Origin of the sequence: Chitinophaga polysaccharea, from assembly GCF_902150045.1 — a bacterium.
Taxonomy (GTDB): domain Bacteria; phylum Bacteroidota; class Bacteroidia; order Chitinophagales; family Chitinophagaceae; genus Chitinophaga; species Chitinophaga polysaccharea_A.
Window position 1 is genome coordinate 234,302 of the sequence record NZ_CABFVU010000002.1, and the last position, 25,642, is coordinate 259,943.

At 42.8% G+C, this 25,642-nt stretch carries 29 protein-coding genes and 1 tRNA gene; 7 read left to right on the forward strand and 23 right to left on the reverse strand.

The features are described 5' to 3' along the window. Positions 1-55: 55 nt before the first annotated feature. The 6 genes from FN124_RS15500 to FN124_RS15525 all read left to right on the forward strand — a co-directional run bounded on the left by FN124_RS15500 (position 56) and on the right by FN124_RS15525 (position 5,282). Positions 56-1,483, forward strand: coding sequence for an immunoglobulin domain-containing protein (locus FN124_RS15500; RefSeq protein ID WP_142685730.1), 1,428 nt, complete (start codon positions 56-58; stop codon positions 1,481-1,483). 3 nt (positions 1,484-1,486) lie between these two features. Further along, positions 1,487-2,404, forward strand: coding sequence for a hypothetical protein (locus FN124_RS15505; RefSeq protein ID WP_142685731.1), 918 nt, complete (start codon positions 1,487-1,489; stop codon positions 2,402-2,404). A 5-nt stretch (positions 2,405-2,409) separates the two neighbouring features. Next, positions 2,410-3,345 (forward strand): T9SS type B sorting domain-containing protein, encoded by a 936-nt coding sequence (locus FN124_RS15510; RefSeq protein WP_142685732.1) that lies wholly within the window; start codon positions 2,410-2,412, stop codon positions 3,343-3,345. Between the two features lie 9 nt (positions 3,346-3,354). Continuing rightward, complete coding sequence (locus FN124_RS15515; protein ID WP_260607467.1) at positions 3,355-4,353, forward strand: PorP/SprF family type IX secretion system membrane protein; 999 nt, start codon at positions 3,355-3,357, stop codon at positions 4,351-4,353. A 61-nt stretch (positions 4,354-4,414) separates the two neighbouring features. Then, on the forward strand, positions 4,415-5,101 hold the full coding sequence (locus tag FN124_RS15520; protein WP_185937228.1) for a DUF1345 domain-containing protein: 687 nt from the start codon (positions 4,415-4,417) through the stop codon (positions 5,099-5,101). A gap of 109 nt (positions 5,102-5,210) precedes the next feature. Further along, positions 5,211-5,282, forward strand: a tRNA-Glu gene (locus FN124_RS15525). 136 nt (positions 5,283-5,418) lie between these two features. On the opposite strand, the gene FN124_RS15530 is transcribed toward FN124_RS15525, so the two are convergent. The 23 genes from FN124_RS15530 to FN124_RS15640 form a co-directional block, all read right to left on the reverse strand. Beyond that, positions 5,419-6,387: an ISAon1 family transposase gene (locus tag FN124_RS15530; protein WP_142685727.1), complete on the reverse strand. Its 969-nt coding sequence runs from the start codon at positions 6,385-6,387 to the stop codon at positions 5,419-5,421. Between the two features lie 7 nt (positions 6,388-6,394). Then, positions 6,395-6,748 carry an ISAon1 family transposase N-terminal region protein gene (locus tag FN124_RS15535; RefSeq protein ID WP_142685728.1) on the reverse strand — a complete coding sequence of 118 codons (354 nt, stop codon included), beginning with the start codon at positions 6,746-6,748 and terminating at the stop codon, positions 6,395-6,397. A 57-nt stretch (positions 6,749-6,805) separates the two neighbouring features. Beyond that, positions 6,806-8,248 carry a recombinase family protein gene (locus FN124_RS15540; protein WP_142685733.1) on the reverse strand — a complete coding sequence of 481 codons (1,443 nt, stop codon included), beginning with the start codon at positions 8,246-8,248 and terminating at the stop codon, positions 6,806-6,808. A gap of 189 nt (positions 8,249-8,437) precedes the next feature. After that, positions 8,438-8,746: a hypothetical protein gene (locus FN124_RS15545; RefSeq protein ID WP_142685734.1), complete on the reverse strand. Its 309-nt coding sequence runs from the start codon at positions 8,744-8,746 to the stop codon at positions 8,438-8,440. A gap of 99 nt (positions 8,747-8,845) precedes the next feature. Continuing rightward, positions 8,846-9,661, reverse strand: a complete 816-nt coding sequence (locus FN124_RS15550; RefSeq protein WP_142685735.1) for a DNA adenine methylase — start codon at positions 9,659-9,661, stop codon at positions 8,846-8,848. Between the two features lie 34 nt (positions 9,662-9,695). Then, on the reverse strand, positions 9,696-10,616 hold the full coding sequence (locus FN124_RS15555) for a hypothetical protein (RefSeq protein ID WP_142685736.1): 921 nt from the start codon (positions 10,614-10,616) through the stop codon (positions 9,696-9,698). A gap of 41 nt (positions 10,617-10,657) precedes the next feature. Then, positions 10,658-11,494 (reverse strand): hypothetical protein, encoded by an 837-nt coding sequence (locus FN124_RS15560; protein ID WP_142685737.1) that lies wholly within the window; start codon positions 11,492-11,494, stop codon positions 10,658-10,660. A 25-nt stretch (positions 11,495-11,519) separates the two neighbouring features. Then, positions 11,520-12,059 carry a hypothetical protein gene (locus FN124_RS15565; protein ID WP_142685738.1) on the reverse strand — a complete coding sequence of 180 codons (540 nt, stop codon included), beginning with the start codon at positions 12,057-12,059 and terminating at the stop codon, positions 11,520-11,522. 13 nt (positions 12,060-12,072) lie between these two features. After that, positions 12,073-12,897 (reverse strand): conjugative transposon protein TraN, encoded by an 825-nt coding sequence (gene traN / locus FN124_RS15570; RefSeq protein WP_142685739.1) that lies wholly within the window; start codon positions 12,895-12,897, stop codon positions 12,073-12,075. Between the two features lie 30 nt (positions 12,898-12,927). Beyond that, positions 12,928-14,193 (reverse strand): conjugative transposon protein TraM, encoded by a 1,266-nt coding sequence (gene traM / locus FN124_RS15575; protein ID WP_142685740.1) that lies wholly within the window; start codon positions 14,191-14,193, stop codon positions 12,928-12,930. A 302-nt stretch (positions 14,194-14,495) separates the two neighbouring features. Next, the gene (gene traK, locus FN124_RS15580; protein WP_142685741.1) at positions 14,496-15,113 is read right to left on the reverse strand and encodes a conjugative transposon protein TraK; all 618 of its coding nucleotides are present in this window, start codon (positions 15,111-15,113) and stop codon (positions 14,496-14,498) included. A gap of 93 nt (positions 15,114-15,206) precedes the next feature. Beyond that, positions 15,207-16,196, reverse strand: a complete 990-nt coding sequence (gene traJ / locus FN124_RS15585; protein WP_142685742.1) for a conjugative transposon protein TraJ — start codon at positions 16,194-16,196, stop codon at positions 15,207-15,209. 11 nt (positions 16,197-16,207) lie between these two features. Next, on the reverse strand, positions 16,208-16,846 hold the full coding sequence (locus FN124_RS15590; protein ID WP_142685743.1) for a TerB family tellurite resistance protein: 639 nt from the start codon (positions 16,844-16,846) through the stop codon (positions 16,208-16,210). 27 nt (positions 16,847-16,873) lie between these two features. Continuing rightward, positions 16,874-17,512, reverse strand: coding sequence for a hypothetical protein (locus FN124_RS15595; RefSeq protein ID WP_142685744.1), 639 nt, complete (start codon positions 17,510-17,512; stop codon positions 16,874-16,876). Then, positions 17,509-17,976 (reverse strand): hypothetical protein, encoded by a 468-nt coding sequence (locus tag FN124_RS15600; protein WP_142685745.1) that lies wholly within the window; start codon positions 17,974-17,976, stop codon positions 17,509-17,511. The genes FN124_RS15595 and FN124_RS15600 overlap by 4 nt, the downstream gene beginning before the upstream one ends. A gap of 41 nt (positions 17,977-18,017) precedes the next feature. Continuing rightward, entirely contained in the window at positions 18,018-18,452 is a 435-nt protein-coding gene (locus FN124_RS15605) for a hypothetical protein (RefSeq protein ID WP_142685746.1), read from the reverse strand. Between the two features lie 3 nt (positions 18,453-18,455). Beyond that, positions 18,456-19,154 (reverse strand): conjugal transfer protein TraI, encoded by a 699-nt coding sequence (locus FN124_RS15610; RefSeq protein ID WP_142685747.1) that lies wholly within the window; start codon positions 19,152-19,154, stop codon positions 18,456-18,458. Further along, on the reverse strand, positions 19,151-21,700 hold the full coding sequence (locus tag FN124_RS15615) for a TraG family conjugative transposon ATPase (RefSeq protein WP_260607468.1): 2,550 nt from the start codon (positions 21,698-21,700) through the stop codon (positions 19,151-19,153). Before FN124_RS15615 ends, FN124_RS15610 begins: the two co-directional genes overlap by 4 nt. Then, positions 21,697-22,032 (reverse strand): DUF4133 domain-containing protein, encoded by a 336-nt coding sequence (locus FN124_RS15620; protein WP_142685748.1) that lies wholly within the window; start codon positions 22,030-22,032, stop codon positions 21,697-21,699. The genes FN124_RS15615 and FN124_RS15620 overlap by 4 nt, the downstream gene beginning before the upstream one ends. Then, the gene (locus tag FN124_RS15625) at positions 22,032-22,874 is read right to left on the reverse strand and encodes a hypothetical protein (protein ID WP_142685749.1); all 843 of its coding nucleotides are present in this window, start codon (positions 22,872-22,874) and stop codon (positions 22,032-22,034) included. The genes FN124_RS15620 and FN124_RS15625 overlap by 1 nt, the downstream gene beginning before the upstream one ends. Positions 22,875-22,877: 3 nt before the next feature. After that, complete coding sequence (locus FN124_RS15630; protein ID WP_142685750.1) at positions 22,878-23,249, reverse strand: hypothetical protein; 372 nt, start codon at positions 23,247-23,249, stop codon at positions 22,878-22,880. Between the two features lie 11 nt (positions 23,250-23,260). Beyond that, positions 23,261-23,593 carry a DUF4134 domain-containing protein gene (locus tag FN124_RS15635; protein WP_446681733.1) on the reverse strand — a complete coding sequence of 111 codons (333 nt, stop codon included), beginning with the start codon at positions 23,591-23,593 and terminating at the stop codon, positions 23,261-23,263. Between the two features lie 36 nt (positions 23,594-23,629). After that, positions 23,630-24,049, reverse strand: a complete 420-nt coding sequence (locus tag FN124_RS15640) for a hypothetical protein (protein WP_142685751.1) — start codon at positions 24,047-24,049, stop codon at positions 23,630-23,632. A gap of 328 nt (positions 24,050-24,377) precedes the next feature. Between FN124_RS15640 and FN124_RS15645 the strand changes: the two genes are divergently transcribed. Next, the gene (locus FN124_RS15645) at positions 24,378-25,349 is read left to right on the forward strand and encodes a hypothetical protein (protein WP_142685752.1); all 972 of its coding nucleotides are present in this window, start codon (positions 24,378-24,380) and stop codon (positions 25,347-25,349) included. Positions 25,350-25,642: the final 293 nt, after the last annotated feature.

Here is a 25,642-nt window from a genome sequence, read left to right on the forward strand (position 1 = left end):
ATACTTTAGCCATACCGTACCCGAATCCCGATATATTAAGTGACTTAGTATCCTTATGCGAATCCCTTTGCATGCCTTGTATACAGTTATCAATTCCCTGTTACCTGGATCTCCCGGACGGATATGGTTTGCAGCACTGGTATGCTTTCTTTATGTTCCCCTTCAGATACATGCACAAACCGGATGCCCTGCGCCTAAAATAAGAAAGTATGCTTCGGGCCAGAGAACAGCGGCGTTGCTGGGATGGATAGACAATGAAACGCTGGCCGCAGACGCCACACCCGCCACTTTTTCTACACTCAATGCACCTGTTCCCCTGCTGGGGCTCACCTTCGCCACACAATACCTCCGTTTCGATGCCCTGGTAGCCGCCGGTACACCGCTCAGCATAAAAATTATCTACCCCACCGGTCTCCTGGGAGTGGGATCTTCAGCTTTAGTGCAGCCTTTCATATATGATAAAGGTGTTGAGAAAGCAGCCGGTATATCCTTTCCCGTAGGCGACCTGCTATCACTTCTGAATGGGGCCGGCGATATGGAACTCAACCTCACTCCGAAAGATGCCGCCGGTAAGCCGGTAGCCTACGATGGCGTATGGATAAGGCTTTCCGGCGTAGCCGGATTAACGCTAAGCATGAGTGTGTACGATGCCTGGATCATGCAGGACCCTCCCGGCAATATTAACTGTAACCAGGCTATAGATGTACTGGCTGGCGTTCGCGCAGGTGGTATCAGTCTGCTTAACGCTACCGGGGGAGTAGTGAATAAATGGAATGCCATCGACAATGATCCTTCGCTCACTACTTACGCGCAACTCAATACCGGCGTGCAGGTACTGAGCCAGGTGTTTGAAACAGTGGTATTCAATACACCGGCAAAGGCTGGTGATTCTGTATACCTCGTACTGCAGGATCCAGGCAGCGCCCTGCTGGATCTTAGCTTGCTTACGGGTTTTACCATACAACCCTACATGGGAACAACCCCTGCAGGAAGCCCCATTACCAATACAGGTACATTGCTCAATCTCCGCCTTTTAAACGGACCGGGAAATAAGTATGTGCTCAGCGCTGCTATCCCGGCAGCTTTCGACCGGATAGATATACAGATGGGCGGATTGACAGGCGCACTTTCCTCCCTGCGCATCTATGATGTAAAAGTAGTAACACCGGCTCCTGTGTATTCACTGACCATCGATGGTAACCTCACTGCCAGCCCTATTTGTATTAAAGATGCAGGCAAGCTGAAGTTCAATATCACCAATACGGACCCCTGTGCTGTATATAACTGGTACGATACCAATAATACCCTGCTGTATACCGGTAACGCCTATACGCCTGCAATTACCAGTGCAGGAAATTATACATGGTATGTAGAAGCTGTAAGGAACGGGTGCAGTGGCGTTGTAAGTAATCGTGTGCCCGTTCACGTTATAGTTGAACCACGCCCTGGAAAACCATTACTCACCATTCAATTAAACCCTTGACATATGAAAATTGCTACTTTCGGAATGCGCCGGCCTTTCCATCCTGTTTTAATGATCCCTGTTTTACGCCATCCCGCTATGAAGTACCTGCTGGCGGTGTTCTTACTGCTGTGCACCATAGGCGTTCATGCACAAACTGTCACGCTCATCAAAACACCGGCACAATTGTCTGATAACGACGATCCGTCAAAAGGTACCTCTACCTCCACAGGTACAACCTTGTTCTGTACTGATCAATCTGCATTCACGCTCACTTCCAGTTTAAATGATCCTACTGCAACCGGAACCCCCGTACCTTATACCAGCTGGGAATGGAAGGAGGTCGATGAAAATGGTAACCCTGGCCCTTTACCGGCAACAGCAGTTGCCACAAAGGAAAAACTGAATGTAGCTTCCGCTACACCGGGATGGCATACCTACCAGGTAACTGCCGCCACCGGTGTTTCAGAGTGCCCCGCGGATCCGGTGATCTTTACAGTTTATATATTGCCCGACCTGAGCATCAAGGCAGATGTAGATCCTGCAAATAACCCCAATCTCACTTATTGCGCCGCCAATGGTGCGCCAACCGGCGCTAAGGCCATTAACCTGAAAAGCACTGTGACCTTCGCTACAGCGCCCCGCAAGATCGCAGGTCTGAAAGATTATACAGTGAGCGATTTTGAGCTGAAATATGTGTGGTCTAAAGAAGAAGTAGGCACGCCTGCCTCCAAAACAGATGTAGGCACAGGCGCCGATTACACGATAACAGAACCTGCTGTAGCAACGGCTGGTGGGGAAAAGAAGTATAACTACAGCGTGAAGGTAGTGTACACGGTAAAGGCATGCGGCGACTATACCGCTATCGCGCAATCCGGTGGTCAGAATGCTGTGATCACTGTTACGCCTAAACCAGGTAAACCGGTTATTACTATCCAGTAAATGGTATGGGTAAAAAAATAACTGTTATCCTCTTATTCCTGGGCTGGTGGGCTACTTCCGCATTAGGGCAGTCCCCACCGGTCAGGTATATCATGCCCGGTCAGCAGGTGAAACTTACTGCAGCGGCTACCAATGCGCAGCACTATCAGTGGTACCGCGATGGTATGCCCATCACAGGAGCAACACAGGCGGAGCATATCACCGCAACACTGGGCAGGTATACCGTGGAAGCATATAACGGTTACGACTGTATGTCGGAACTGTCTGATGCAGTTATTATTGCTGAAATAACCGGCAGGGGCCCGGATGCGGATATGCAGATCAGCAAAACCGCCGACAGGGGAACCATTCGCGTGAACACTTCTTTCAACTATTATTTAACAGTAACAAATAATGGTCCGGCAAATGCCACCGGTATCGTGATCATGGATAAGTTGCCCGGGTACCTGGCCATGGACCTGTTGTCGGTACCCACTACGGGTACCGCTACCTATGAAGCAAATGACCACACTGTATGGTGGAAAATGAATAACCTGCAAACGGGGGGCACCGCTTCTTTATCCATCAAGGTGAAAGTGCTGGAACCGGGGCTGATCACCAATACCGCCACCGTTACCGCCAATGAAAATGATAAGGTATTGCAGAATAATACCAGTACGCATCAGCTGAAAGTATTGGCGCTGCACATTCCCAACGCCATTACCCCCAATGGCGATGGTGTAAATGAAGTATTCATTATCGGCGGTCTGGAGCTTTACCCGGAAAATGAGCTTACTATTCTCAACAGGTGGGGTAATCACGTATTTGAACAAAAAGGATATACACAAAACTGGAACGGGAAAGGATTAAATGCAGGCACTTATTTTTATTTACTGCGGGTGAAGGATGAAAACGGTCACTGGCAGGAATTTAAAGGATATATCACTTTACTGAAGCCATAACCATTTACTATGAGTATGAAGAGATATTTTGTTTTCCTGGTAAGTTTTCTTTGCGGTCTACAATCATTGCAGGCCCAACAGGATGCGCAATTCAGCCAGTATATCTTTAATGGAATCTATATAAATCCCGCGTATGCGGGATACCGGCAGGAACTGAATGCGCATGCCTTTTACAGGAACCAGTGGGTAGGCGTTCCCGGTGCGCCGGAAACTATGTCGCTGGCAATTGATGGCAATGTGAATAACGACAGGGTAGGGCTGGCACTACAGGTATCGCACGATAAGATCGGTGCGCAGAGCCAGCTGGCGGCGTATGGGAACTATGCATACCGCCTACCACTGGGTGCTGAAACCGGCAGACTGGCACTGGGTATTGGAGCTGGTATTGTGCAACAGGGCCTCAACCCCAATGAGCTGGAATTCACCAATCCCAACGAGCCTAACCTGGGTGGCGCTGCACAGCATATGCTGTTGTTCGATATCAGGGCCGGTGCTTATTATACTACTGAAAACTGGTTTGTTGGTTTTTCGGCAGATAATCTGACGGCGCAGTACCAGGCAAAAAATAAACCATTGGGTCATTTTATCCCGGTGCCCAAACCACACTTTTATTTCACCGGAGGTGCACTGCTAAGGATGAATGATAATGTATTCCTGAAGCCGTCTTTCCTGTTGAAAGATGACAGGGCAGGACCTACCAGCCTGGATTTGAATATGTTTGTATTGCTGAAGGAACTGATTTGGGTAGGTGGTGGATACCGCACAGCGGTAAACCTGTACAATAAGCCGGCACTACAGCCGGGGCTTACCAGGTCAGGTGCAGTAGTAGCAATGGCGGAAGTATTTGTGTTGCCGGAATTAAGGATAGGATATGCGTTTGATTATGCCTTGAATAAATACCGCAATTATAACAATGGTACGCATGAAATATCTGTAGGATTTTATTTTAAAAGGATGGATGATGCAAGGCGCACCTCCCTCCGCCAGGTAAGGTGTTCCTATTTTTAACTTTAGTAAATTATAGGATGCTTTGAAAATGAGGGTTATCTTTAATCATAAGTCTCCCTTTATGAGAAAAAAGAAAGTTGCTTCCCTGTTCGTGCGCATGCATCCTGTACAGCGGGTATTGGTGAGCCTGGGATTTACCGTTTTGGTATATATAGTACTTTTATTACTGAAGATAGAAGTACATCCGCTGGTGTTATCTGCCATGTTGTGGGATATTTTCGCTCTTTCCTACATCACTACCGGCTGGATCGTATTTTTTAACCGTACTACAGACGAGATCCGCACCTGGGCAAGGGTGGACGACGGCAGCCGCACTTTTGTGACGCTAACGGTGGTTATAGCTTCTGTGGCAAGCCTGGTGCTGGTGCTGCTAATGATGCTGTCGAAGGAGCTGACAGGGCTCTCGAAGGTCCTGTATTTGCCGGTAGCTGTTTCGGGGATGTTGGCCTCATGGGCAATGGTACATACCATCCTCACTTTTCATTATACGCATCTCTATTATGATGATGACGAGAACGATAGCACCAAGCATGCGGGCGGACTGGAATTTCCACAGGAAAAGAAACCCGATTATATTGATTTCGCTTATTTCGCCTTCGTGATCGGTATGACTTTCCAGGTGTCGGATGTGGATATTACCGGCAGGATAATCCGCCGTACAGCATTGGCGCATGGCTTACTTTCCTTTTTGCTGAATACATTTGTGGTGGCATTAACCATCAACCTGATCGCCGGCCTGAAGGAATAGCTCGTTTCAACCAGCAGTTTTTTTTATAATCTTCTTACCTTTAATAAAGATTCGAAAAAAAGTTTTGGTTTGTAAAACATTTTCCTATCTTTGCAATCCCAAACGAAACGCCGCGTTGGTCAAGGGGTTAAGACGCCTCCCTTTCACGGAGGAATCACGGGTTCGAATCCCGTACGTGGTACAGCTCGGGATTTTGCCCGAAGAAGATAAGGGCTCCTCTATTTCGAGGAGCCCTTTTTCTTTGATAGCTAACACGTTATGAGATAATGCAGGATGAATGTGGATCAAGTTGAAAAGTTGGGGGATGTCCATAAATTTTAAGCATAGAGTTTAGTTAATCTATAGAGAAAGAATTCTACATCCCGCACCCCTCGTAGTGCATTTCTAAAGGACTTTACTTTTGCATTGAATGATTCTGCCGCCGCATTGGTGGCTCTGTTGTTGAAGAAGTTGAGGATACCCAGATAATGAGTTCTGATAGTCCTGGCAACGGTCTTGAAGGATAAAATCCCCGCTTCCTCCACGTCATTATACCACAAAGCCAGCTTCTTAAATGCTTCTTCTTTACACTTACAATGTCTGTAAACCTCACCGAGTCGCAGGGATAGCTGGTAGGATTTATGAATAAGGGGGTAATGACTAAATAAAAGTTCCGCTCTCTGCTGCTGCTCTCTGGTCCATAGTCTGGGATGCTTAAATAGCAAGTATCGGCTTCTGGCCAGCAGCTGTTTAGCTGTATCGCCGTTAGCGAGCCTGACTGGCTCATACTTCATTGCGGCTCGTTTTGCCTGCTCGTATTCCAGATTCTCCTGTTCCAGGGCTTCCCAGCGATGCTTTATTCTGATTTCCTGTACCGCATCAAAAGCCAGGTGTTGCACATGGAAGCGATCTATCACCCGATGGGCGTTAGGGAAACAGGCTTTAACAGCGCTATTAAGGCTACCAGACATATCGATGGTAACTTCCTGTACCATCCTACGCAGGCGCTTAGGGATTTTAAACAGTATTTCTTTCAGAAATTCAGACTGAGTGCCCTTGATCATAGCCACTATTGAGCCTTTGCGCCCTTTGGCCAGCTTATTAGTGACAATTGTATACAGTTCTCCACTGGAAAAGGCTGTCTCGTCTATACTTAAAGCGGCACCAATGTTTTGTTCAAAAAGCATCCATTCAGTAGCATGTTCTTTCTGCTCCCAACTGGAAAAATCACTTAAATGATGTTTGTATTGTTGCCCGAGTTGTTTACCGTCAACATTGTAAAGATGGCCAAGTTGAACGGGGCTGATGGGGTGATTATCTAAGTAGTCCTTTTAAAAAATAACCGAATTCCAATGTCATTCGCGTTCCTTTTTTCACTATTTCCCAATCTCTTGTTACTGTTTCTCCGGTGGCTACAACCTCCCACCGACGCCGCTTTACATATAAAGTAACCTTCTTTCTGCGGATAGGAAAATCCTGAACAGCAACGGGAGGAAGAAAGTCTTTGGCGTGAAGTTTTTTATGCTGATGCTCAGCTGGAACAATATTCTTTTCTTCTAAATAAATACTTATTTCAGTCTCACTTTGACAAGCATCAGCTATCTCGAAATAATATAAAATCCCTTCTGGTAGCAGAGCCTCGATCAGAAGGCTAAAATTCTTATCCATGGCTATTAATCTTAATTGGGCGCAAAAAAACTATTTTTTATCCTATCCCCCAACTTTTCAACTTGATCCATGAATGTAAGGTGTTCTAAGTTTACCTTCTTTGATGGTAATACCAAGTTTGAACACCGTATTTAATAGCAATTGTTTGCCCTTTAATTTTGAATTTTTATATACCTCTCCGAGGTTTGAAAGTAATGGCAAATACAGTCTGATTTTATCAATCCTCCCTTTTATCCCTTCGGTACTCATATGGTTTAAGCTATCCTCAAGTACAGATCTTTCTTGTCTCAATCGAGCATTCCATTTCTTATACATTGCACCATCTATTTCATCATTAATCAGACGTTCTTCTAAACGTTCCAATTTATTACAAACCTGTTCCAATTGCTTTTGTCTTTCCGCTACAGCTTGAGTTTTCTCCTCCAACTTGTTTTTAATGTTGGCATTGATTTTATCGGTCATGATTTTAATTTGCCTATCACTAAAGCTTAGCATATTAAGGATTTTGTCAAAAGATTGATGTAAGGACTCCCCCGGATAATTTTTTGAAGTATGAATATGACAACGGTAATATAGATAGTATTTACTTTTTCCTTTGGAGTATCCAGCCGTCATGTTATGTCCGCAATAACACTTTAATACTCCTCTTAACGGAAAGTCTTCCCTCGGTCGAGTTTTTTTATTCTTTTTAATTCCTAAACGCTCCTGGGCTAGAAGAAATGTCAACTCGGTAATTATAGGTTGATGAATACCATTTACTAACTTTTCGGGATTCTTTCTATCAGCATTAACTTTCACCTGACCGTAATAAAGTGGATTAGATACAATATTGTATATTACACTATGGCCGCTGCGATCAAATCCCATTTTTTTTGCAGCATCTTGAATAATGTATACTGGTGTTCCCTTTACAAATTCTTTAAATATAAAACGGACGATTGCTGCTTTCTCCTCGTCGATCTCAAGTATACCTTTTCCTGTTGCATCTCGGCTATTCTTATAACCATAAGGGGCTATATTTACATATCTGCCCAATCCTTGTGCTTGCCTTATACCATCCTTTGTTCTCTTTCTAATCCTAAGAAGTTCTTGATTGGCGATCAAATATTTGAATGCCCGCTGTATAAAAATATCAGGATCGGCGGTATCAAGATCTAAATCTTCGTTGGTTGCAAGCACCTTTATATTGAATTTCTCTTCTAGCTCATCTATCTTCATCAGGGCTTCGGTAAGGTTCCTGCTGAACCTATCATGGTCCATTATAATAAGATATCTTGCTTTTCCTTTATGTTTCTTGATAAATGATTCTAGGGCCTGATAGTCTGGACGATCAAAGGTGTAACTGCTTTCGCCGTTATCTGTATAAAAGTTTAATAAATTTAAGCCGTTCCTATCGCAATAATCTTTTATTGATCTTTCCTGATAACTTAAAGAGTATTTTGATTGGTCCCTGGCGCTTAACCTTCTATATGCAAGTGCATTATTATTTTTCTCCCTCATCTCCTATTATTAATTCGATTAAAATTTCGACAACCAAGTCTAAGAGTTCTTTCTCAGAATTCCCAGTCCATTCATCAGATTTAGCAGGATTTTGGCTCTCTGCCTGACTTAAATAATTCTTGCTTTTCCCCATCACTTAAAACCTTAAATAAATAGAGCCCTGTAGGGCTCTATAATTATTAAAATTGGCTAATTTGATATAGCCTCTTTGTTGAAAACCTTTGGATTATTAGCGCCATATTTTCGGATTGCATCTTTTAAGTCCATCCACAATCTTATATTGTAATCGGCAAGCTCCTGCAATTCTTCGGGAGTAAGCTTATGAGGATTAAACACCGTTCCAATTTTTTCATCTCCGTGTGGGGCACTAAACCCCAATATATTTGGTGTATATGCCTCTGCTATTTCCATGCTTTTACCTATCGCTACGCTATTACCATAAAGCTTTATTGTTTTACCGTTGCTAAAAGACAAAATGCGTTTTTTAATTTCTGCCATATGCTTCTGTTTTAATATTATCAGATTAAAGTCCTTAATTCCTAGATTAGGAAAGTGACTATTTTAATTTCAATTGAGTATCAAAAAAATATTGCAATACTATTTAGAAACCTGAATGGGATAATTAGCAATAAGCATTTCAATCTTTTTCTTAGGATTTCCGCCTTTGATATTTACAGTAACTAACATCTCCTTTTGAATGAAATTCCACTTATGTTTTTTTACAAAACGATCAAGAATTTCTGATGGATATGATGACAGGAGAAATTTTCCCTGAATAGAGGAAAGCATTTTTAATAAACCTTCATAGTCCTCTTCTGTATAACCTTTGTAATGACCCATATTAGAGCCAATATATGGCGGATCACAATAAAAGAAGGCATCCTTGTGGTCTCGGCTCTGTATTACATAAAGCGCGTCAGCACATTCAATCTGTGTTTTGCGAAGTCGTGCCAGATAATGTCGGTCAAAACTCTCCCGCTTGACATCAATTCTTTTCGATGTAGAGTTCTGTGTCTTATCAAAGCCGAATGGCCCTTCAAGTTTACCGGAAAATCCAAGGGCTGAAAGTGTCCATACCGCCCAGGCACGCTTTACTTCATCAAAGAGTTCCGGATTGTGGTAAATTAATGTTGCGGAGTGATGTGCATCCCTACTGTGCAAGGTCAATTCGATAAGCTGTGCAAGCTCGTCAAATCTTTTGCTGGCAACACGATAAAAATTCATCAATTCCTTATTGGTATCATTGATGACCTCTACCTCCGAAGGAGGTTTCATAAAGTAAACTGCACCGCCACCGAAGAAGGGTTCACAATAAAGGATATGCTCAGGTATGAGCGATATGATCCAGGGTGCCAATGTTTGTTTGCCACCATAATAAGTTAACGGTGGTCTTAATCTTGTTTTTTTCTCCATACCCACTATTCTTGCTCACAATTTTAATTTAGTATTATAAGCCCGGCCCTTTTTTGCCTTTGCCGGGCTTTTTGTTCTGTTTCAATTTTGTCCACAATTTCCAATTGACCGTTTTTCCGTTGTTGTCCCGAAATTCAAGACTTTGGTTACCGGGATCTACATGAATTTTTCCGCCTACGATTCTGCTATTGATCAATAAAGATGTTGCATAAGGCTTTCCATTGCCAAGACCAGTAAGTATCTCAGATAATTCAATAATATCTGGCTGTTTTAGTAAAGGCATCTGTTTTACAACCTCCGCTACATTGAAATCGGAATAAATTTTCAAATATCCCTTGTCTTCTTTGAGCCAACATAGTTCCCCCGATTCATTGTTGTTATCCAGATACTTCAACAGGATTCCACCTTGTAGCAATTGTACAGCCTGACCGATATCTACATCATTTCCTTTATTATGGATAGGTATTATGATTGTTTTCTCATAAGGTCTTTTATCCGGTAACGGAAGCATTTCTTCCAATGGTGTGTTTGAGAAATACTTAATGGCGAGTTTATCGCCGATTTTTTTTGCATTCAGATCCCCGCTATGCCTGAGCTGATCCAGCTTCTCAAATAAACCTAGTAAAGCATCCCTTTTATATATTGGGAACAATGCCCATTTGATTTCCTTCATCTGGTTTTCCAGTTCGAGCGTATCAATACCGGCGTGGTTTCCATGTTCAATTGGTACGATAAGCATCTTGGCCTCGTAGTCTTCAATGACATAATCACCATTATTTTCTTTTTTAAAACAAAACCGGTAGATCGCATTATTACTCAAACTCGCATCCAGAATATTAAAGTTGAACTCTTTAGCACTATAGTCAATCTCCTGCCGGGTGATGAATTCATTAAAAGGTAAACCAAGATGGTTCAGGCTTTCAGCCATCGATTCTAAATCTTTTGCTCTTATCATAACATAATAAATTATTTTCTGTTATAGATCTTAGTTTTCCTTTATCGCGAGATGCCCTTACTCTGTTTCGGTTTCCATGCCCTTTTCTGTGGTCCCTGGTTTACCCAAGGCTTTTTTTTTACTTCACCACTATCGGCTACCGTATTACGCTGCTCCTGCTTTACCTGTGGAGGATCAATACTGATACCTTTTGCATCCATAAAATTGAGTTTCCCCCTTCTGGCATTTACATTCAGAAAACCATCTTCTTCTTTACCATTCCGGTTCATCACGATTTCGACAGGAATGGCTTGATGGATATCTTTCACAAGAGCCTCCACACTGGCATAATCTTGTTTAGTCCGGAAGGGAATTTCCGGATTTTCCAATTGTTCTATAATATCAAAAGATCGCTTAGCATAATAATTGTCGTGATAGCTGTTGAGTAAAAGGTTTCCCTGGTCATCAGTTTTTCCCTCGGGGTCTATTGTTATATAAGCATTAAACTTGAATTGTTGCGCTTCCTGTCCCTCTTCATTCTGCCGGTATCCAATGATATTCTGCTTAAATACGGCTACATTCTGACCATACTCCATGATTCTAGCTGCTTCCTGAACGGTAATTTTCCAGGAAGACTTAACCGATATTTGTGCCATGACCTCATCTTCGTTCATTAGCGTTGCCTGATACCGGTTAAAGAAATAACGGTCGTCTTCCTTATGTTTATTGAAGGAGAGCTGGCATAATACAGTCCGGTCTTCATCCAGACGTTCCGAATAATGGAGAACAAAATCCGTTTTACCCTCTTTCATGTTTTTTTCCAGTTCAGGGAAAATACTGGGATCGAATCCTCTAATACCCACTGTTGTCTTCAGGTTTTCAAAATTTTCTTCTTGCATAATATATAGTATTTAAACTGTTCAATTAAATAGATGGCCCTTTAAATTTTTGCTGGTCATTGTTTACACTGCGTTGCCCCAGATCCGGTCCATAAACCTTCTGATGCTGTCCAGCAGCATTATCCGGGGCAGCTTCTTTTGATATATTGAAAGATTCGGATTGCTCCAAAGGTTGCTCCGGCAATTTGATCCTCGTGTTGATGATCCGCTCGTCGTTTGCTAATTTGACTCTTTCCAGTTCTTTATTATGGAAAAATAGGTTGTCCAGTCCTTTTGAAACGAGGTAAACCATGCGGGTCAATAGTCCAGGATACAAGGAACGGACTAGCGAGCCGCGTTGAAACTTCATTACGATCATCAAAGCCTGTTCATCTCGTGTTAACGGCGCTCCGCTATAAACCCTTATCAGCCTGTTATACTCTTTGAGCTTCATATTTCTGAATCGTCTGCTTTCAAGATCTTTTTGGCTCAGCTGCTGCTTAAACATGTCCTCCAGCATGTTCCATTGTCCAAAATCATTACGGAGGGAATTTTTCATTCCCTGTTTCTCAAGTGTATACTCCATGCTCAATTTTTTATCAGTAAGAAAAGGCTTTTGCTTTTAGCAGTTTCTTTTGGGAGAGGCCGCACTCGAGGTTTCGGTCACCATCAGCTTCATGTAGCGAAATGATCAGGTTCTTGTTCTCAGCTATCGTAAATTTTGAAAATGCTACAATGATCGATTGGCCTGCTGTCTCCTCCGGCTTTCCTTTATACTGGATATAAATCGGATCGATTTCCGTATTCTGGATTGCTGTACGTTTTGCTCTTGCCTTATCCCGGATATAAAACTTGGGCTGATAAGCATTGTACCCGATACGGGTATCATTAGTCAAGTTATAGCGAAAGAAGAGAACGTCGTCTTTGATGAAGATGGCCTCCAGTTTCAATTTTAAACCGTTTGCCTTTACCTTGACACCGGTCATAAATGCAGGCGAACCAAGTACTGTTGCAGCATAGTCCTCTATTTCCCGCTCATTGAGGGAAACCCCTTTAAAGCTGGCTTTTGTCTTATACGGTAGTTTGGAAACGTCTATGGTATGTTGGGCGGGTTGAGGACTATATGAAACACTAAAAGAATAGATCTTACCGTCCGTAGTGACGACATGCAGCGTACTTGCCTGCATTGCGCTATCCAGTGCTTTTACCTTTAGTAGATTGCTTACCTTGGCCACTCTTTCCGCTGAAACAGAACGGTCTCCCCGGTCGCCATCTTCAATTGGAGCTGGAAAAATAAGCAGAGTGGTTTTATGCGTTGTAATTTCCAGTGGATAAGCTCCTGCAATATCAAAGGCTTTTACTTTATTCTGCCCGAAAGCAACCATGCTGCATACAGCAAATAATAATGAGAATACTAATTTCATCGTATTGTTTTTAAATGAGGAATTGATTTATTATTCGTTTGCATCGCCGCCTACCAACAGAATTTGTAAGCCTGCATTTACAGTGGCGCGTATAAGTTTCATTTTTCTGTTGAACAGACCTTTTGCAGCTTCTATGCCTGCTCCCGCGGCCTGAGCACCAATGGAAGGATCAAGGCTCAGGAGCTGCATACTTTGAACTGCACGGTCAGCACCTTCTTTTGCGGCATCGCGAGTAATAGCTCCGGGGATACGAATGCCAGCCATAGCATCAAGCCCATATACAGTTAATCCAACAGGAAAATGGCGATTACCCAGTCTTATACCGGAAATGTTGACCATCAACCTTTCTCCTTCGAGGGTACAGGCGCCATAGACCGGAGTACCTTTGGGTATGATTGTCCCTGCTACGTATATATCCTCATTGAGTTGCAGCTTTAAGCTGGCGCCAGATACAATAGTCTGTGTTTCCGCAACGATGGCACTGATTGACCTGATCTCCATACTATCCTTTTCCGGTTTATCATCCAAACTGTAAAATGCGCTCTGTTGTGAATTGAAGACACCATTATTTTCGTGAAAATAATTACCCAAAGCCTGTCCGGATATTGGTACTGTATAAGATTCTCTTTTTTTTCCCACCGGAAGTATTCTTCCTCTCTTGGCCAGCGAATAGTCCTTTAGCTTTTCGCGGTACCGCTCAGGATGTTGAATATCGAGTACCCTTTCGAGCATTCCATTAAGCTGGTCAAGTTCAGCATCTGGCTGATCGTCGTTATTAGTTGCGTTATTTACGAGCTGTTCGATACGCTGGAGCTGTTGGTTGGAGCTGCTGGCGCTTCCTGGTTCTTGCGGGTAATAGTCTGACCTCGAATAATTAGCTTCATTCGGTTGTCGCATCAGCCTTTCCAGGTCGTCGAGCCTTTGTTGGAGTCTTTGTTCCTGCATATTCTGCGAAGACATAAGATTACCTGAACCCGATGTATTCCAGTCGCCGTTCCAGCCAAATGGTGCCCCGGTGATGGCGGAATTTGCGGATATAGAATCTTTGTTTACAGATTCTAAAATTGCAGTATCAACGCCATTTTGTTTGTAAAGGCTCAGCTTGTCCGTATTGGACGTTTTTAGCTGTGCCTCGGGCAATGCAGTATTAAGACCTACCTGTTTTTGCTCGACAGCAGGGGTCGCCTTCCCTCCTCCCAGCGCCCAGAACGCAAGGCTTATAAAGGGAAGGGTAATGAGTGGTAATACTAACAGCAGTTTGCGAAACCGCAGCTGTTTTTCTGTCATTTGTTCCATATTTGATTGTTTTAAAAATATTATCCTGTTTTAGAATGTATAGCTTAATCGGCTTACTCTATTATCAGAACTTAATCGATAATGGCTGCAATAAGAATATAAATACAATAGGCAAACCATAATATCGCCAGAGCGATTAATGTAAGATTTCGCTTTTTGATAGAGATTCTGGCCTGCCAATGATGAAGCCATTTTGCAGCCCTAAGTTGTAGGTTTACTAATCGCTGGGCTATTGACCTTGCCACCTTCTCTTTAACCGGAGATGGTCGTTGTGGTCTTGATTTTCTAAATAGTATCATACCTTAACGGTTCTGGAGTTCGATATCCCGATTTTCAATGATGCGCCAGCGTTCTATCAAAAAACCATGCGAATTATTATCTGATCTGCTAACATTCCTTATTGTTCCTTCCGTTACCAAGCTGCGGGATAGCACTGCTGTTGGCCTTACGATCTTCTGCTTTCCATAATACCTAAACCTATAAGGATATTGCTCCAGATCGATCTGTACACTGTCAGCTTCTACCTCCTGGCTCATGTTACCGCTGATTACTGAATTGTAATATCCATTTTCTTTAAGGCCCCGATATTGACTGGCAGCAGAACCGTCGGCCAGGTAAAGGGCTTTAGAAATATTAGCCTCAATGACCTTATCGTCGGGATCAAGAGAAAAGAAATAATGATGAAACATCCGGATATGATCCCTGGCTTCTACTGCTACATTATCCTTACGTTCTCCAGCTATGGCCTCTAATGCTTTGCCATTGGAAAGAACATAAATCCTTTCTTCAGCGGACCTGACCATCCTGTAGCTTTCATATACCGTAAAAGCGCAGAGTAAAATGCAGGCGCTGATGATCACATAAGTAAATAACTTTACGTGGCGAAATGCCGATTCTATATTGCTGAATTGTTTAAACATATCCTTTGTTTCCTCCTCCTCATTTTTAAATTACGAGCAATAACTCCCCCGTTCGGGTCATAGGCCCAAACCACACAATTCTTTATTATGGACTTAAATCAGTGCTTTGGCAGCAGTAGCCGCAGCAGCCTTTGAGTAGCTGTTTACCTTATGCAACAGTGTATCTTTGCTTCCCGCCTGGACAATGTAGCCTGCTATATTTGGTACCGTTGTGTACCCTACAATTGCTATGACCATAAAGATCAAATAGGCAGTAGTGCTCATAAAACTTTGATCGAGGTTGAGCATGTTTTCCAGGATCTTCGAGCATATGGCACCAAAAATATTAGCAACCGGCAACCACATATAAACATGGATAAATCTCGCAAACCAGCTGGCAAGACTATTTTGAAAGCCGTCAAAGACTGATAACCCAAAAACGATGGGACCAATAATAGCAAGAATGATCAGGTAAAACGTTCGGATTGTATTAATACACAAACTTGCAGCAGCAAAGAGTATATGTAGGATTTCGCTGATCATGGTCCCGATCATATGCTTGATCGAGAATTTGCTAAACACGGCTTTCAACCCGGAGAACACACCGTCTTCTGAGGAGCCGTCCCGCTGTTCATATTTTTCGATATCATCTGGTCCGGAATCGGTTATTATCCCCTCATCGCCTTTCATTGCTTCCTGCTCCTGGTGGAAGATATGGGCGGCGATTGCTTTATGGGAGTCTTTGGACATATCCCTTGTCCCCACTTCAAGTGGTTTTAAAACACCCATCATCAGCGCAATTATGGAAGGATAAAGCATTATTGACATACCGATAGCAAACGGTCTGAGCAAGGGAAAAAAATCGATGGCTTCCGCCGCAGCGATATGTTTCCATACACGGAAGCTAATATACCATAGCGCCGCAAAGCCGGCAATTGCCCGACCTATATCCATTAGCTTTTCACATAAAGGCATCATCTCATCAAAGAGCTTATCGAGTATACCATTTAGGTCGTAGACCTTGTCCCCTGCCGTTTGCGCGGATGCAAATACAGGTAGCGTGACCAGAAGAACCAAGAAGATTAATGTTAATTTCTGTTTCATTTTAATATGTATTATGGGCGGGAACCAGATAGTAATTCCAGCTTATGTAAATCATCCAATTTGTTTTTTCTTTCCCTGCTTAACTGATCTGTTTTTAAAGTGAACCTCTTTAGAAAAACCAGTTTTCCCTGCATGTCGTCATAAATTCTGTCAATAGCACTGAGCCGTTCATTATCTGACATCCGCATTTTATTTGCGGTGAGAATCATCGTAAGCTCATCAAGGTTTCCAATGCTTTCATCCAGTAAACGGGTAAACACTTTCGATAAATAGTCCAATTCTTGAACATTGAGATAATTGCCTGAGCTGTATCTTTTATAGGCAGATTTATACTGAGAAAAGATATTCGCCTGAAATCGGATAATATCGGCCACCTTTCTGTATCTGGCAATCTCAGGATTGACCATCCAAAGACCGTCAAGGAAAGCCCTGTGAAGGCTAAAATTTCCTTCTGAGATATCACGTATCGTTCCATACCCTTTGCTTACCAGGTCATAGCCTTTTTTCATGTCCTTGAGAATCTGCTTAAACTGGGCAAGCTTTTCCACGTTCAGCAGTAACTGGGTCACCTCCGCCGTTTGGGCGGAAGCAAGGTGTAGCTGCAGAATGCAGCATAATAGCAGGAGGCCGTATCTGAATTTTGTTTTCATAATCTTAACTATAAATTATTACACGGATCAGAGTCCGTACATTTTTTTGAGTATTTTGCTGTCTTCAATTTTTTGCTGCCTTTGCAAAATGGTCTGTTTGAGATTATTGCTGAACTTGCGCTGCTGGCTGTATTTGCGTTGCATACCTGTAAATAGGACATCTATCCGTTTGATCCTTTCGGCCTCTTCAAGCTGCAGACTGCCATCGGTCAGCAGCATTTTCAATTCTTCCAGATCAGCATCTGCATCAATCGCAATGTTGTGATACCAGGCTTTTAGGCGCTGCTTTTCCTGCACAGATATAAAATCCTTTTCTGAGATAAGCCGTTCCATATCCTTACGATCGAGTTCCATCTGGTTCCTTAATGCAACAATATCGGAAGCTCGACTTTTTTGTTTGAGCTCAGGACTGACGAGCTTTAGGCCGGAAAAGAAATCGGCATGCAGGTTAAACTCCCCGTTTGTGATCGTACCGATAAGTTGTGTTCCGTCCTTTACGATCTCATAGCCTTTTGATAGTACAGATTTATAGGCTTCGAGGGCAGCGATCTGCTGGATCAAATACTTCTTTTGGGTCTTTTTCTGGTTAAACCATTCTCCAAATGTCTGTGCTTGCGCCAGCGAAATAGAGCATACAGACGATAGCACTAAAATTGTCCTTTTCATAAATGCCTTCTTCTTTTTTGTCTTTGTAAATATTGTTGATGGTCTATGTGCAGCAATCCTTTTATTTTAGATTTTTCGGGGATATTTTCAATTCCATTGCAAGGAAATAGCTTACCATATACGGCACACCCTTTCCGATCAAAGCTTTCTACGAAGTATTCTGGTATTGTAATCCTATTTTCTTTATCCAGAGCGATGTCGAATGTTACTGCAAGTGAACCTAAGTTATTGTTGTTCCACCACGTCTCAATCTTGAACGGAAAAACATACGCTACCGTGGGCGTCGATTTTGCATAAAGGAGTGCACCGTTCAAAATAGTATGTAGCGATCCTTCCTGCCGAATTGATGCACCGTTAACAGTTCTCAACCTGCTCAAAAAACAACCATCATATTGCTTTTTCCATAGCGTTCTGCAAATAGTCAGCAGCTCCTCTTGCCATTGTTGTAATAAAATATCTTCCATATAAACCCTAATTTATTTCCGCAATAAAAGCTGTTCCATCGCTACGGCCTGAATTTTCCTTTTCGCAAAAAGTCCCAGGGCCTTGGTTTCGGAAATAAGCCTTCAATAGTCTGGCTGCCCGGAAGCTCCTTATTTAATCGAAGATTAAACACCTTGTTGGTTTTCGATACCCGGTCACTGATTTCCAATTGCTTTATTGTAAATCCACTAATGTTATCAAATGCCATTTTAAAACGGCAAAGGATTCGTTGATTAAAGGGCAGAGCAGTTTCCAGTTCGAAGAAGGAATTGATACCTATTTTCCCGTTGATACTTGCAGCCAGGTACCGGTTAAGGCAGTCGTTGAGGTTACCAGTGAACTTTGAAATACCGCTTCCTTGCATTTCAATGGTAAAACGGTTCCTATATCCGTATTGCCGTATCATATAAGCAGTATCCCTTACCGCTTTTTCTAAATCAATTGGTGACTGTTCCATTTATTAAGGAGTTAACCCATATAACCTTCGAACCTGTTCTGCTTCCTGGGCACTTTTAGCCCTGGTCAGGCTTAAGCGGAAATTATGATCGCTGAAACTTCTGAGGGTAGCCACATTTTTTTCCAGCTTTGCGGATATGGTTGAAATAAATTCAAGACGCTGACCATCACTCATCTGTGTACGAAAAGCATTTACAACCATCGCCAGTTGTTCGATATTTTTCAGGCTTTCGTCCAGGAGTCCACTATACACACGGTACATATAATCAATTTCCTGTGGGGTAAACCTCCTGTCGCTTTTAAGTAGGTTCCAAGCTCTTTTATATTCTTCTACCAGCTGTAATTGTCTTTGAATAACATCCTTTACCCTGGTCCAGGTACTTATCGCATTTTTAATCTTCCAGAGTTCCTGAAAATACTGGTCATATTGCTTGCGTTGCTTTTCCGTCCATTCAGAGATCTCCTTAAGTTTAAGTTTAGACATTACATTCTCCAGTTCCTTCTGCGCATTCTGAAGCCAGATGATCTTGTTCTGCTGTCTCTGGATCTGAAGGTCGACGGCCTTAATCACCTTTTTTATTCCTGCCTTTATTACCTCGATAATTGCAAGCGGAATTACGGCTTCTGCTTTTTGTACCGGTCCTACTGTTGCCATCAGGATAAGAATACCGGTTAATGCTGTTTTTAAAAATGTTCTTTTCATGCCCTTTTTTGATTATGCTGTTCATAGAATTCGGCAGCGAGGACGCGTAAAGCTTTTTCTATGCTGCCATATTTTTTACAATATTGCTGAAGCTTGAGCTTTTCCGGCTGCTCTGTTGTATAAGCAAAATATTCCTGCGGGCTGGGTTCATAACGGTAAACCTTCATCAGCTGGTTCCCCAGTTCAATATAGACCTCCCGGTAGTTACGTCCCTTTTCATTTGCCTTGTTTATGGAAAGCACCAGGTCACGGCCCTTGTCTGACATGCCAAGCACTTGCTGGATCGCCTCAAATTTGTTCTGGAATTTTTTCATGTCCAGGATGATCTTGCAGTCCGCATTATTGATAATGGCCTCTTTGATGATCGGCGAGCTGATAATGTCATCTATCTCTTGCGTCACGGTGATGGCCTCTCCGAAATACTTCCTAATGGTCTTGTAGAGGTACTTCATAAATTCCGCCATGCCCGCCTTCGCTATCGCTTTCCAGGCTTCTTCAATGACGATAACCTTGCGTACACCTTTAAGCTTGCGCATCTTTGAGATGAATAGCTCGCATATGATCAGGGTCACGATACTAAAAAGTATGGGATGATCCTTAATATTGTCCAGTTCTAGGACTACAAAGGGCTGATTGAGCACATCCAGGTTCTCCTGCGCATTCAATAAATAATCAAATTCCCCGCCCAGGTAAAACGGTCTCAGGACGTACAGAAAATTAGCCATATCAAAGTCCCGGTCCTTTACCTTATCTGCTTCCAGCTCTTTTACAAAATGTTCCTGTAGGAATTCATAAAAAGAATTAAAGCATGGAAAGATATCAGGCCGTTTATCCAGCAGCAGGTAATAGGATTGTAGGGCATTGGAAATGGCCACATATTCGCTTCTGCGGAAACTTTCATCACTTTGTTTCCACAGAGCGACAAGCAAGGTTTTTATGCTCTCCTTTTTTTCTGTGTCCAAAACATCACCTGCAGGGATGTAAAAAGGATTGAAGCGTATCGGATCTTCTTCGCTATAGGTATAGTAATATCCTCCCAGTAATTCACAAAGTCCCGAATAACTATGGCCGACATCGATAACGACACAATGGGCATGTTGCTGTACATAGCTGTGCAAAAGATGGCACATGAACATGCTCTTTCCAGCTCCACTACTGCCCACAACGACCTTATTTCTGTTGCTGATGACCTTGCCCATCAATTCATCACTGATATCTACGTGAACCGGAGTACCTGTAAGCCTGTCTCCCAGACGGATACCGAAGGGGCTTTTTGAGGATCGATAAGCAGTCTCCATATTGAGGAAACAGCTACAGGGCTCTGCAAAAGATTCAAAAGTGTCATTCTCCGGTAGATCAGCCGCATTTCCCGGAATACCCGCCCACCATAATTGTGGGGCGCCATCTGTTTCCTGATGCGGCACAATATTCATCTTGGCCAGCGCAGAAGCGGTAAGGTTCTGCATTTCCTTGACTTCGGCGGGGTCGTCCGTCCAGCACATAATATTGAAGTGTGCTTTGATCGGTGTCCTCGCTTCAGAAATTGCCTCATTAAGAAAGTCCTGTGTTGCATCGCGTCCGATGGCATTTTCACGGCTAAAATCTGAAAGGGACTGTAACCTCCTTCGTTTACCTTCCAGCCGTTTAAAGGTTGCTGCCGGATCGCCGATTACCATATACTGATTATAGATATGGTTGGTTGGCAGCAAAAGACTAACAGGTGTTGCAAATCCGATGCTGAAACGCGTCCTGTCTGTGGAGTACGGATCATAATGGGTTCTCGGCTCCACTGTACCGGGCAAGTCTTCTACATCAGCCATGGAATAAAGCCTGCAGATTTTATTGCCGATTTTCCATTCGGGTCTGAAAACCACGTCTTTCAATTCCGGTGCTGTGCCCTGGTCATTCAGATACAGGTAACGTTCCAATAACCCCGGAGCTGAAGCAGTTCCCACAATTTCCTGCTCAGAAAGCTGTTCCAATTCAATGAGACCACCATCGGTCAGGATACGTCTGAACTGTCCAATAAGCTCCATAAGACGTTCCATGCGCTTACCATCTCTTAACTGAACCGGCACCATATTTCTGCGAACGAGCGAGGAGAACGCAGAGCTTGATGGTTTACGGTCCGGCCCTTTGAGGGTAATCATCAGGTAACAATCATGGCTGAGAAAAGGACGTTCATTAAAGAACTGATCGCTTGCCTGCAACAGAAACTGGCTGTCCCCGCTGTACTTTGGTTTATAGCTGCTCTTTAAAAACCAATCTTGTTTATGAACTATGGTACCGTGCGGAAGTACCTTAATTGCCTTAAGCCAGCTATGGTGCAGACTATCATACTCATCACTGGACAGTGTAAATATCTCTGGAAGTGTCACTTTAAAGGCAATAGTCACGTCTCCTTTTTTGGAGAGTATACATCCTTTTTCTACCTTCCATATCGGTAGTATTTCTTCCATTTCTATACCCCCGCTTCTTGGTGGGTTAATCTGCAATAGAACTGCTGCCAGTACAACTGCAGCAAGGATCAACATTACGGTCATCATCGCTTTTCCTTCTTTAGTCGTTCAAAAATCCTTTTTCTGTTCTTTGAGAAAATAACGGAAGGCACCCTTCGCAACGCTCTGGCCTTCATAAGACCGAATTGCCCATACTTTGCATTAAGCCGGTATACCACCATAAACAAACCAGAGCCAAACACAAACACTACCGGCACGCAAACGTATAAGGGTACCCCCGTTATGTACATCATAGAGAATCCTACGAGTAAAGCGACCAGGCCGATTACAAGTATGAATATATATTGGCCTTTCAAGCCTCTGAATTCGAGCGGCCTATTAATTCCTTTATTAATTGTATAGCTGATTTCGCGATCCATTATAAACCCTTTCCTTTTCTCTTCCTTGGCATATTTTTCTTTTGGAAGTCCCGATTTTTCTTAATTACTTCCATAACCCCTGTACGTTCCCAAGGAATAATCCTGGCTTCGAGATTGAAGCGCACTGGGTACCGACTGAAGTACTGCGACATTTCTGTCTTTTCCCAATCTATGGCATTGGCCACCTCAGCTTTCCCAATCGGATACTGCCTGCTAAGACCATTGAGTTCACTATATTTTTTGGCACAGAAAAATGGGTCAAGTGTATCATCATTCGGTATTTCAATAGGAATGATATTTTTAGGAATACTGGTAATCGACATATCTGGTATGGCTATGGTATGCATATTGAAGTCATACAAGCACTGATAAACTGATCCGGAAGCATCCATAAGTAGCTCATCAATAACAATACCCATAGTACGGAAATCATCTACTGGCCTGAGTAAGCCAAGTCGAAGGTCAATGATGAATTCATGGCCGTAGATCATCATCCTTGGCAGTTCGCCCATAACCCTTCTTACCAGATTATCTTTGTTATAAGTAAGCAAGCCATCGCTCACCGGAAGTTTATCTACCGAGGTACCATATTTTTTTGCCATCCTTTCGGGATCGAGCTTTACCATATGTTCGATGGGTTCTTCGACGATTTGTTTAGAAAAATGGTTTGCCTGGCTCATACATTCTGGATTAATGCGGGCTACATAACCCGTCGGACAATATTCCATGTCATCAAACCTGAGCACATTGTCCTCGTTTCCTTTTTGAAACAGGCGGTTATTGTCGACATCGACATAGAAAGGGACATCCCTTATTTCGTATATAGGTAAATTCGTTTCCATAGATCAGGATTTTGAAGTAGGCAGCTTCAGCTGCTTTATGTTTGCAATAATGTTCCGCGGAATAATGGTTCTATCGGGACATAGTATTTCCAATGGAATATCATAACGCATGGCGATTCCTTCGGGATCGAGTTCCATAAGAGCTTGGATAATAACCCAGCAATAACGTTCCGGATCTTCCAGCACTTCAGATTTTTTACGGGGAACGTTCTTTTCCTTTTGGTCGTATAAAAACCTATAACCATTGCCTTCCTGATCGAATACCTGAAAGGGTATTCGATTTTTTGGACAATCCTTTTCAATCAGTGCTTCCCTGAAGGCATCTACTTCGAACAGTGTGCCTTTGATATCTACGGTTGAGAGTTTTCTACCCATAAAGCGTTATTTTATACTTTAAAGAATCCTTTTAAGATGGAAGCAACCACGACCAGGAAAATACAGGCGCCGAACCAGCTTGATGCCACCTTTGAGGTATCCTGTTCACCGTTACTCCATTTATTGTAAACCTTGACTGCTCCCACTAAGCCAACAATGGCACCAATGGCATACATGAGATCCACACCGACAGCGAAATATCCCTTGACTTCGTTAGTTGCATTGGTAATACCTGCTGATCCTGTATTTGATCCAGGCCCCTGTCCATAAGAGGATATTACGTTCAAAGCCATTATTGTAAGGATGGCCAGTCCTCTGAAAAACACTTTTTCCATTCTCTTCATTTCTCTTCACTTGTGTTTAGTTTTTACTAATACTGTTTATTGGCCCAAGGCTGGAATACCTTCTTCTATCTCACGATCACTCAGATCCAATCCGCAGATCTGCATAGCTTGAGTGGAAACAAAGAGGATAAGGGCGTCCTTGTGTAAGGAAAGATGTAGCCCGTCATAACCGGCCAGGGAGTCTTGTAGTGATGCCAGGAGCTGTTGCTTGTTGCACTCTCTTCCGGCACGAAAAAGGATACCCCTTAAATCGTCTATTTTTTGTTGAAGGATTTCAGTGTGCGGTGTGCTGTCAATTGTAGATTGCAGAACTTTATTCGGCTTGGGAGCAATTAGCCTTCTGATGAGTGATCCTGCTTCCTTACGGTAGAAAATCAGGATAACTGCACAGTAATAAATACCGGATACGATGGCGACAATCTGGAAATAAGTTTGCCAGGATATTGATTTGAACATAGTGCTTTTGCTTTTTCAACAGGATTCATTTCCTGCTGATTGACGAAGGCAAAATTGTCCAGAGTCGGATTCAAAAAATGATACTTACGAGGTAGCTACCCTTTTTTTATTTTTTTTTAACCGGGGGCATTTTTTGCCACCGGGCATTTCGATGTTTGCATCACAGTTAAAAGGAAGCCACGCTGCAGCATTATATTGTTATTGCCAGCGTAGTAAATGTGGCTGTAAAGGAGAGACGGATGGAAAGTTGCAGCGAAGTTTTGTTGGGGTTATTCCTTAATAAAAAAACACATAAACTTTTTCTTTAACCATAAAACACCATCAAAAAATGAGAGTTAAAACGATTGCCAGTGCAGCTGGTTTCGCTCTTTTACTGAGCGCCTGTCAAAAAACAACAAAGCTTTCACCAAGTCCCCAAGATTCGCCTGAGGGATCAGCGCCATCACAGACAATGACATTAACCGTCAACAATACGAATCCATTTAATTTCGTTGGCGCAAGTCATAATGCCGCCCTTGATCTAATAGGGAACAACCAGAATTTTGCTACACTTACCGATCAGGCTGTTCATAATATTGTTGAAGGCTTTTCCAACAGTAGCTTGTCGATTGATCCAACCAGTTTCGCCACTCTTGCAAATGCCGTAGAGTATGCCAATTACAGTCTCGCGGAGTCATTGAATATTCCTAATGAGCTTAAAACCGTTGGAAGCATTTCCGAGGATGTACGACAAAAGCTCTTAGCCCTGCAATCTGCATTGGGTATTAACATGCCCCTAACTGGCATTACCAGTATTTCTGATGCTAAAACACCGAATCAGGCTACCACCGATGTTCAGGCACTGGAACTGTCTATTATCCAGCAATACGGTGCTCCAACTACTTTAAACCTTAATAGGACAATTAACCTTACTACCAATGACGGTAAGGCCACCTATTTACTTATAGCTTGTGCAATTGGGAAATACAGCTACTATTACTGGCATGAGAAGCTTAATCAGCCCACAAGTAACTGGTATGTCGTTTTTGATCAAAGCGATAATACAGTTCCAGGATTATTGCCTGGTGCCATGAATACGTTAGGAATTGGGAAAGTACTTAAAGCCGTTGGAAATTGGTTCGCTCGGACTGGTGCGGATATTGGCGGGTTTGTATCGGCAGGAAGTGTTGGTGCCGGTGCCAGCCGCAATCCTGAAACGGGAAAAGTTACCCCTAATGCGAGCTACAACGTAAAACTTGGTGATGGCATTAAAGCCGGGAAAGAAGCCTCTGGTAATAAGCGTGCAGAACAACAAGGTTAATTTTAGCACTTAACATATCGGTTGATTTTTTCCGATTCGATAATGCTATTTTTTTTCTCGTATTATGTTATTGAAATCAAAAGTCCAGGGGCATTAAATTCCCATGGACTTTTAGATATTGTGTCTGATTTGTAGACACATAGAGAATTTTATTGGTATCCCCGTTTGTTCATTACCTGTAAGCACTACGAATTACGATCGTTATAAATCCATTTAAAAATGGAACAGCTAAGGCCGAAACAGGGAAAAATAATAGCCACCTTTTCAGGTGGCTATTTCAATTATACTCTGTT

What these genes read in the sequence shown, in the direction of transcription:
- FN124_RS15500 (WP_142685730.1), top strand. Translation starts at nt 56, where the DNA reads ATGCGAATCCCTTTGCATGCCTTGTATACAGTTATCAATTCCCTGTTA.
- FN124_RS15505 (WP_142685731.1), top strand. Translation starts at nt 1,487, where the DNA reads ATGAAAATTGCTACTTTCGGAATGCGCCGGCCTTTCCATCCTGTTTTA.
- FN124_RS15510 (WP_142685732.1), top strand. Translation starts at nt 2,410, where the DNA reads ATGGGTAAAAAAATAACTGTTATCCTCTTATTCCTGGGCTGGTGGGCT.
- FN124_RS15515 (WP_260607467.1), top strand. Translation starts at nt 3,355, where the DNA reads ATGAGTATGAAGAGATATTTTGTTTTCCTGGTAAGTTTTCTTTGCGGT.
- FN124_RS15520 (WP_185937228.1), top strand. Translation starts at nt 4,415, where the DNA reads ATGAGAAAAAAGAAAGTTGCTTCCCTGTTCGTGCGCATGCATCCTGTA.
- FN124_RS15535 (WP_142685728.1), bottom strand. Translation starts at nt 6,748, where the DNA reads ATGGATAAGAATTTTAGCCTTCTGATCGAGGCTCTGCTACCAGAAGGG.
- FN124_RS15540 (WP_142685733.1), bottom strand. Translation starts at nt 8,248, where the DNA reads ATGAGGGAGAAAAATAATAATGCACTTGCATATAGAAGGTTAAGCGCC.
- FN124_RS15545 (WP_142685734.1), bottom strand. Translation starts at nt 8,746, where the DNA reads ATGGCAGAAATTAAAAAACGCATTTTGTCTTTTAGCAACGGTAAAACA.
- FN124_RS15550 (WP_142685735.1), bottom strand. Translation starts at nt 9,661, where the DNA reads ATGGAGAAAAAAACAAGATTAAGACCACCGTTAACTTATTATGGTGGC.
- FN124_RS15555 (WP_142685736.1), bottom strand. Translation starts at nt 10,616, where the DNA reads ATGATAAGAGCAAAAGATTTAGAATCGATGGCTGAAAGCCTGAACCAT.
- FN124_RS15560 (WP_142685737.1), bottom strand. Translation starts at nt 11,494, where the DNA reads ATGCAAGAAGAAAATTTTGAAAACCTGAAGACAACAGTGGGTATTAGA.
- FN124_RS15565 (WP_142685738.1), bottom strand. Translation starts at nt 12,059, where the DNA reads ATGGAGTATACACTTGAGAAACAGGGAATGAAAAATTCCCTCCGTAAT.
- traN (WP_142685739.1), bottom strand. Translation starts at nt 12,897, where the DNA reads ATGAAATTAGTATTCTCATTATTATTTGCTGTATGCAGCATGGTTGCT.
- traM (WP_142685740.1), bottom strand. Translation starts at nt 14,193, where the DNA reads ATGGAACAAATGACAGAAAAACAGCTGCGGTTTCGCAAACTGCTGTTA.
- traK (WP_142685741.1), bottom strand. Translation starts at nt 15,113, where the DNA reads ATGTTTAAACAATTCAGCAATATAGAATCGGCATTTCGCCACGTAAAG.
- traJ (WP_142685742.1), bottom strand. Translation starts at nt 16,196, where the DNA reads ATGAAACAGAAATTAACATTAATCTTCTTGGTTCTTCTGGTCACGCTA.
- FN124_RS15590 (WP_142685743.1), bottom strand. Translation starts at nt 16,846, where the DNA reads ATGAAAACAAAATTCAGATACGGCCTCCTGCTATTATGCTGCATTCTG.
- FN124_RS15595 (WP_142685744.1), bottom strand. Translation starts at nt 17,512, where the DNA reads ATGAAAAGGACAATTTTAGTGCTATCGTCTGTATGCTCTATTTCGCTG.
- FN124_RS15600 (WP_142685745.1), bottom strand. Translation starts at nt 17,976, where the DNA reads ATGGAAGATATTTTATTACAACAATGGCAAGAGGAGCTGCTGACTATT.
- FN124_RS15605 (WP_142685746.1), bottom strand. Translation starts at nt 18,452, where the DNA reads ATGGAACAGTCACCAATTGATTTAGAAAAAGCGGTAAGGGATACTGCT.
- FN124_RS15610 (WP_142685747.1), bottom strand. Translation starts at nt 19,154, where the DNA reads ATGAAAAGAACATTTTTAAAAACAGCATTAACCGGTATTCTTATCCTG.
- FN124_RS15615 (WP_260607468.1), bottom strand. Translation starts at nt 21,700, where the DNA reads ATGATGACCGTAATGTTGATCCTTGCTGCAGTTGTACTGGCAGCAGTT.
- FN124_RS15620 (WP_142685748.1), bottom strand. Translation starts at nt 22,032, where the DNA reads ATGGATCGCGAAATCAGCTATACAATTAATAAAGGAATTAATAGGCCG.
- FN124_RS15625 (WP_142685749.1), bottom strand. Translation starts at nt 22,874, where the DNA reads ATGGAAACGAATTTACCTATATACGAAATAAGGGATGTCCCTTTCTAT.
- FN124_RS15630 (WP_142685750.1), bottom strand. Translation starts at nt 23,249, where the DNA reads ATGGGTAGAAAACTCTCAACCGTAGATATCAAAGGCACACTGTTCGAA.
- FN124_RS15635 (WP_446681733.1), bottom strand. Translation starts at nt 23,593, where the DNA reads ATGAAGAGAATGGAAAAAGTGTTTTTCAGAGGACTGGCCATCCTTACA.
- FN124_RS15640 (WP_142685751.1), bottom strand. Translation starts at nt 24,049, where the DNA reads ATGTTCAAATCAATATCCTGGCAAACTTATTTCCAGATTGTCGCCATC.
- FN124_RS15645 (WP_142685752.1), top strand. Translation starts at nt 24,378, where the DNA reads ATGAGAGTTAAAACGATTGCCAGTGCAGCTGGTTTCGCTCTTTTACTG.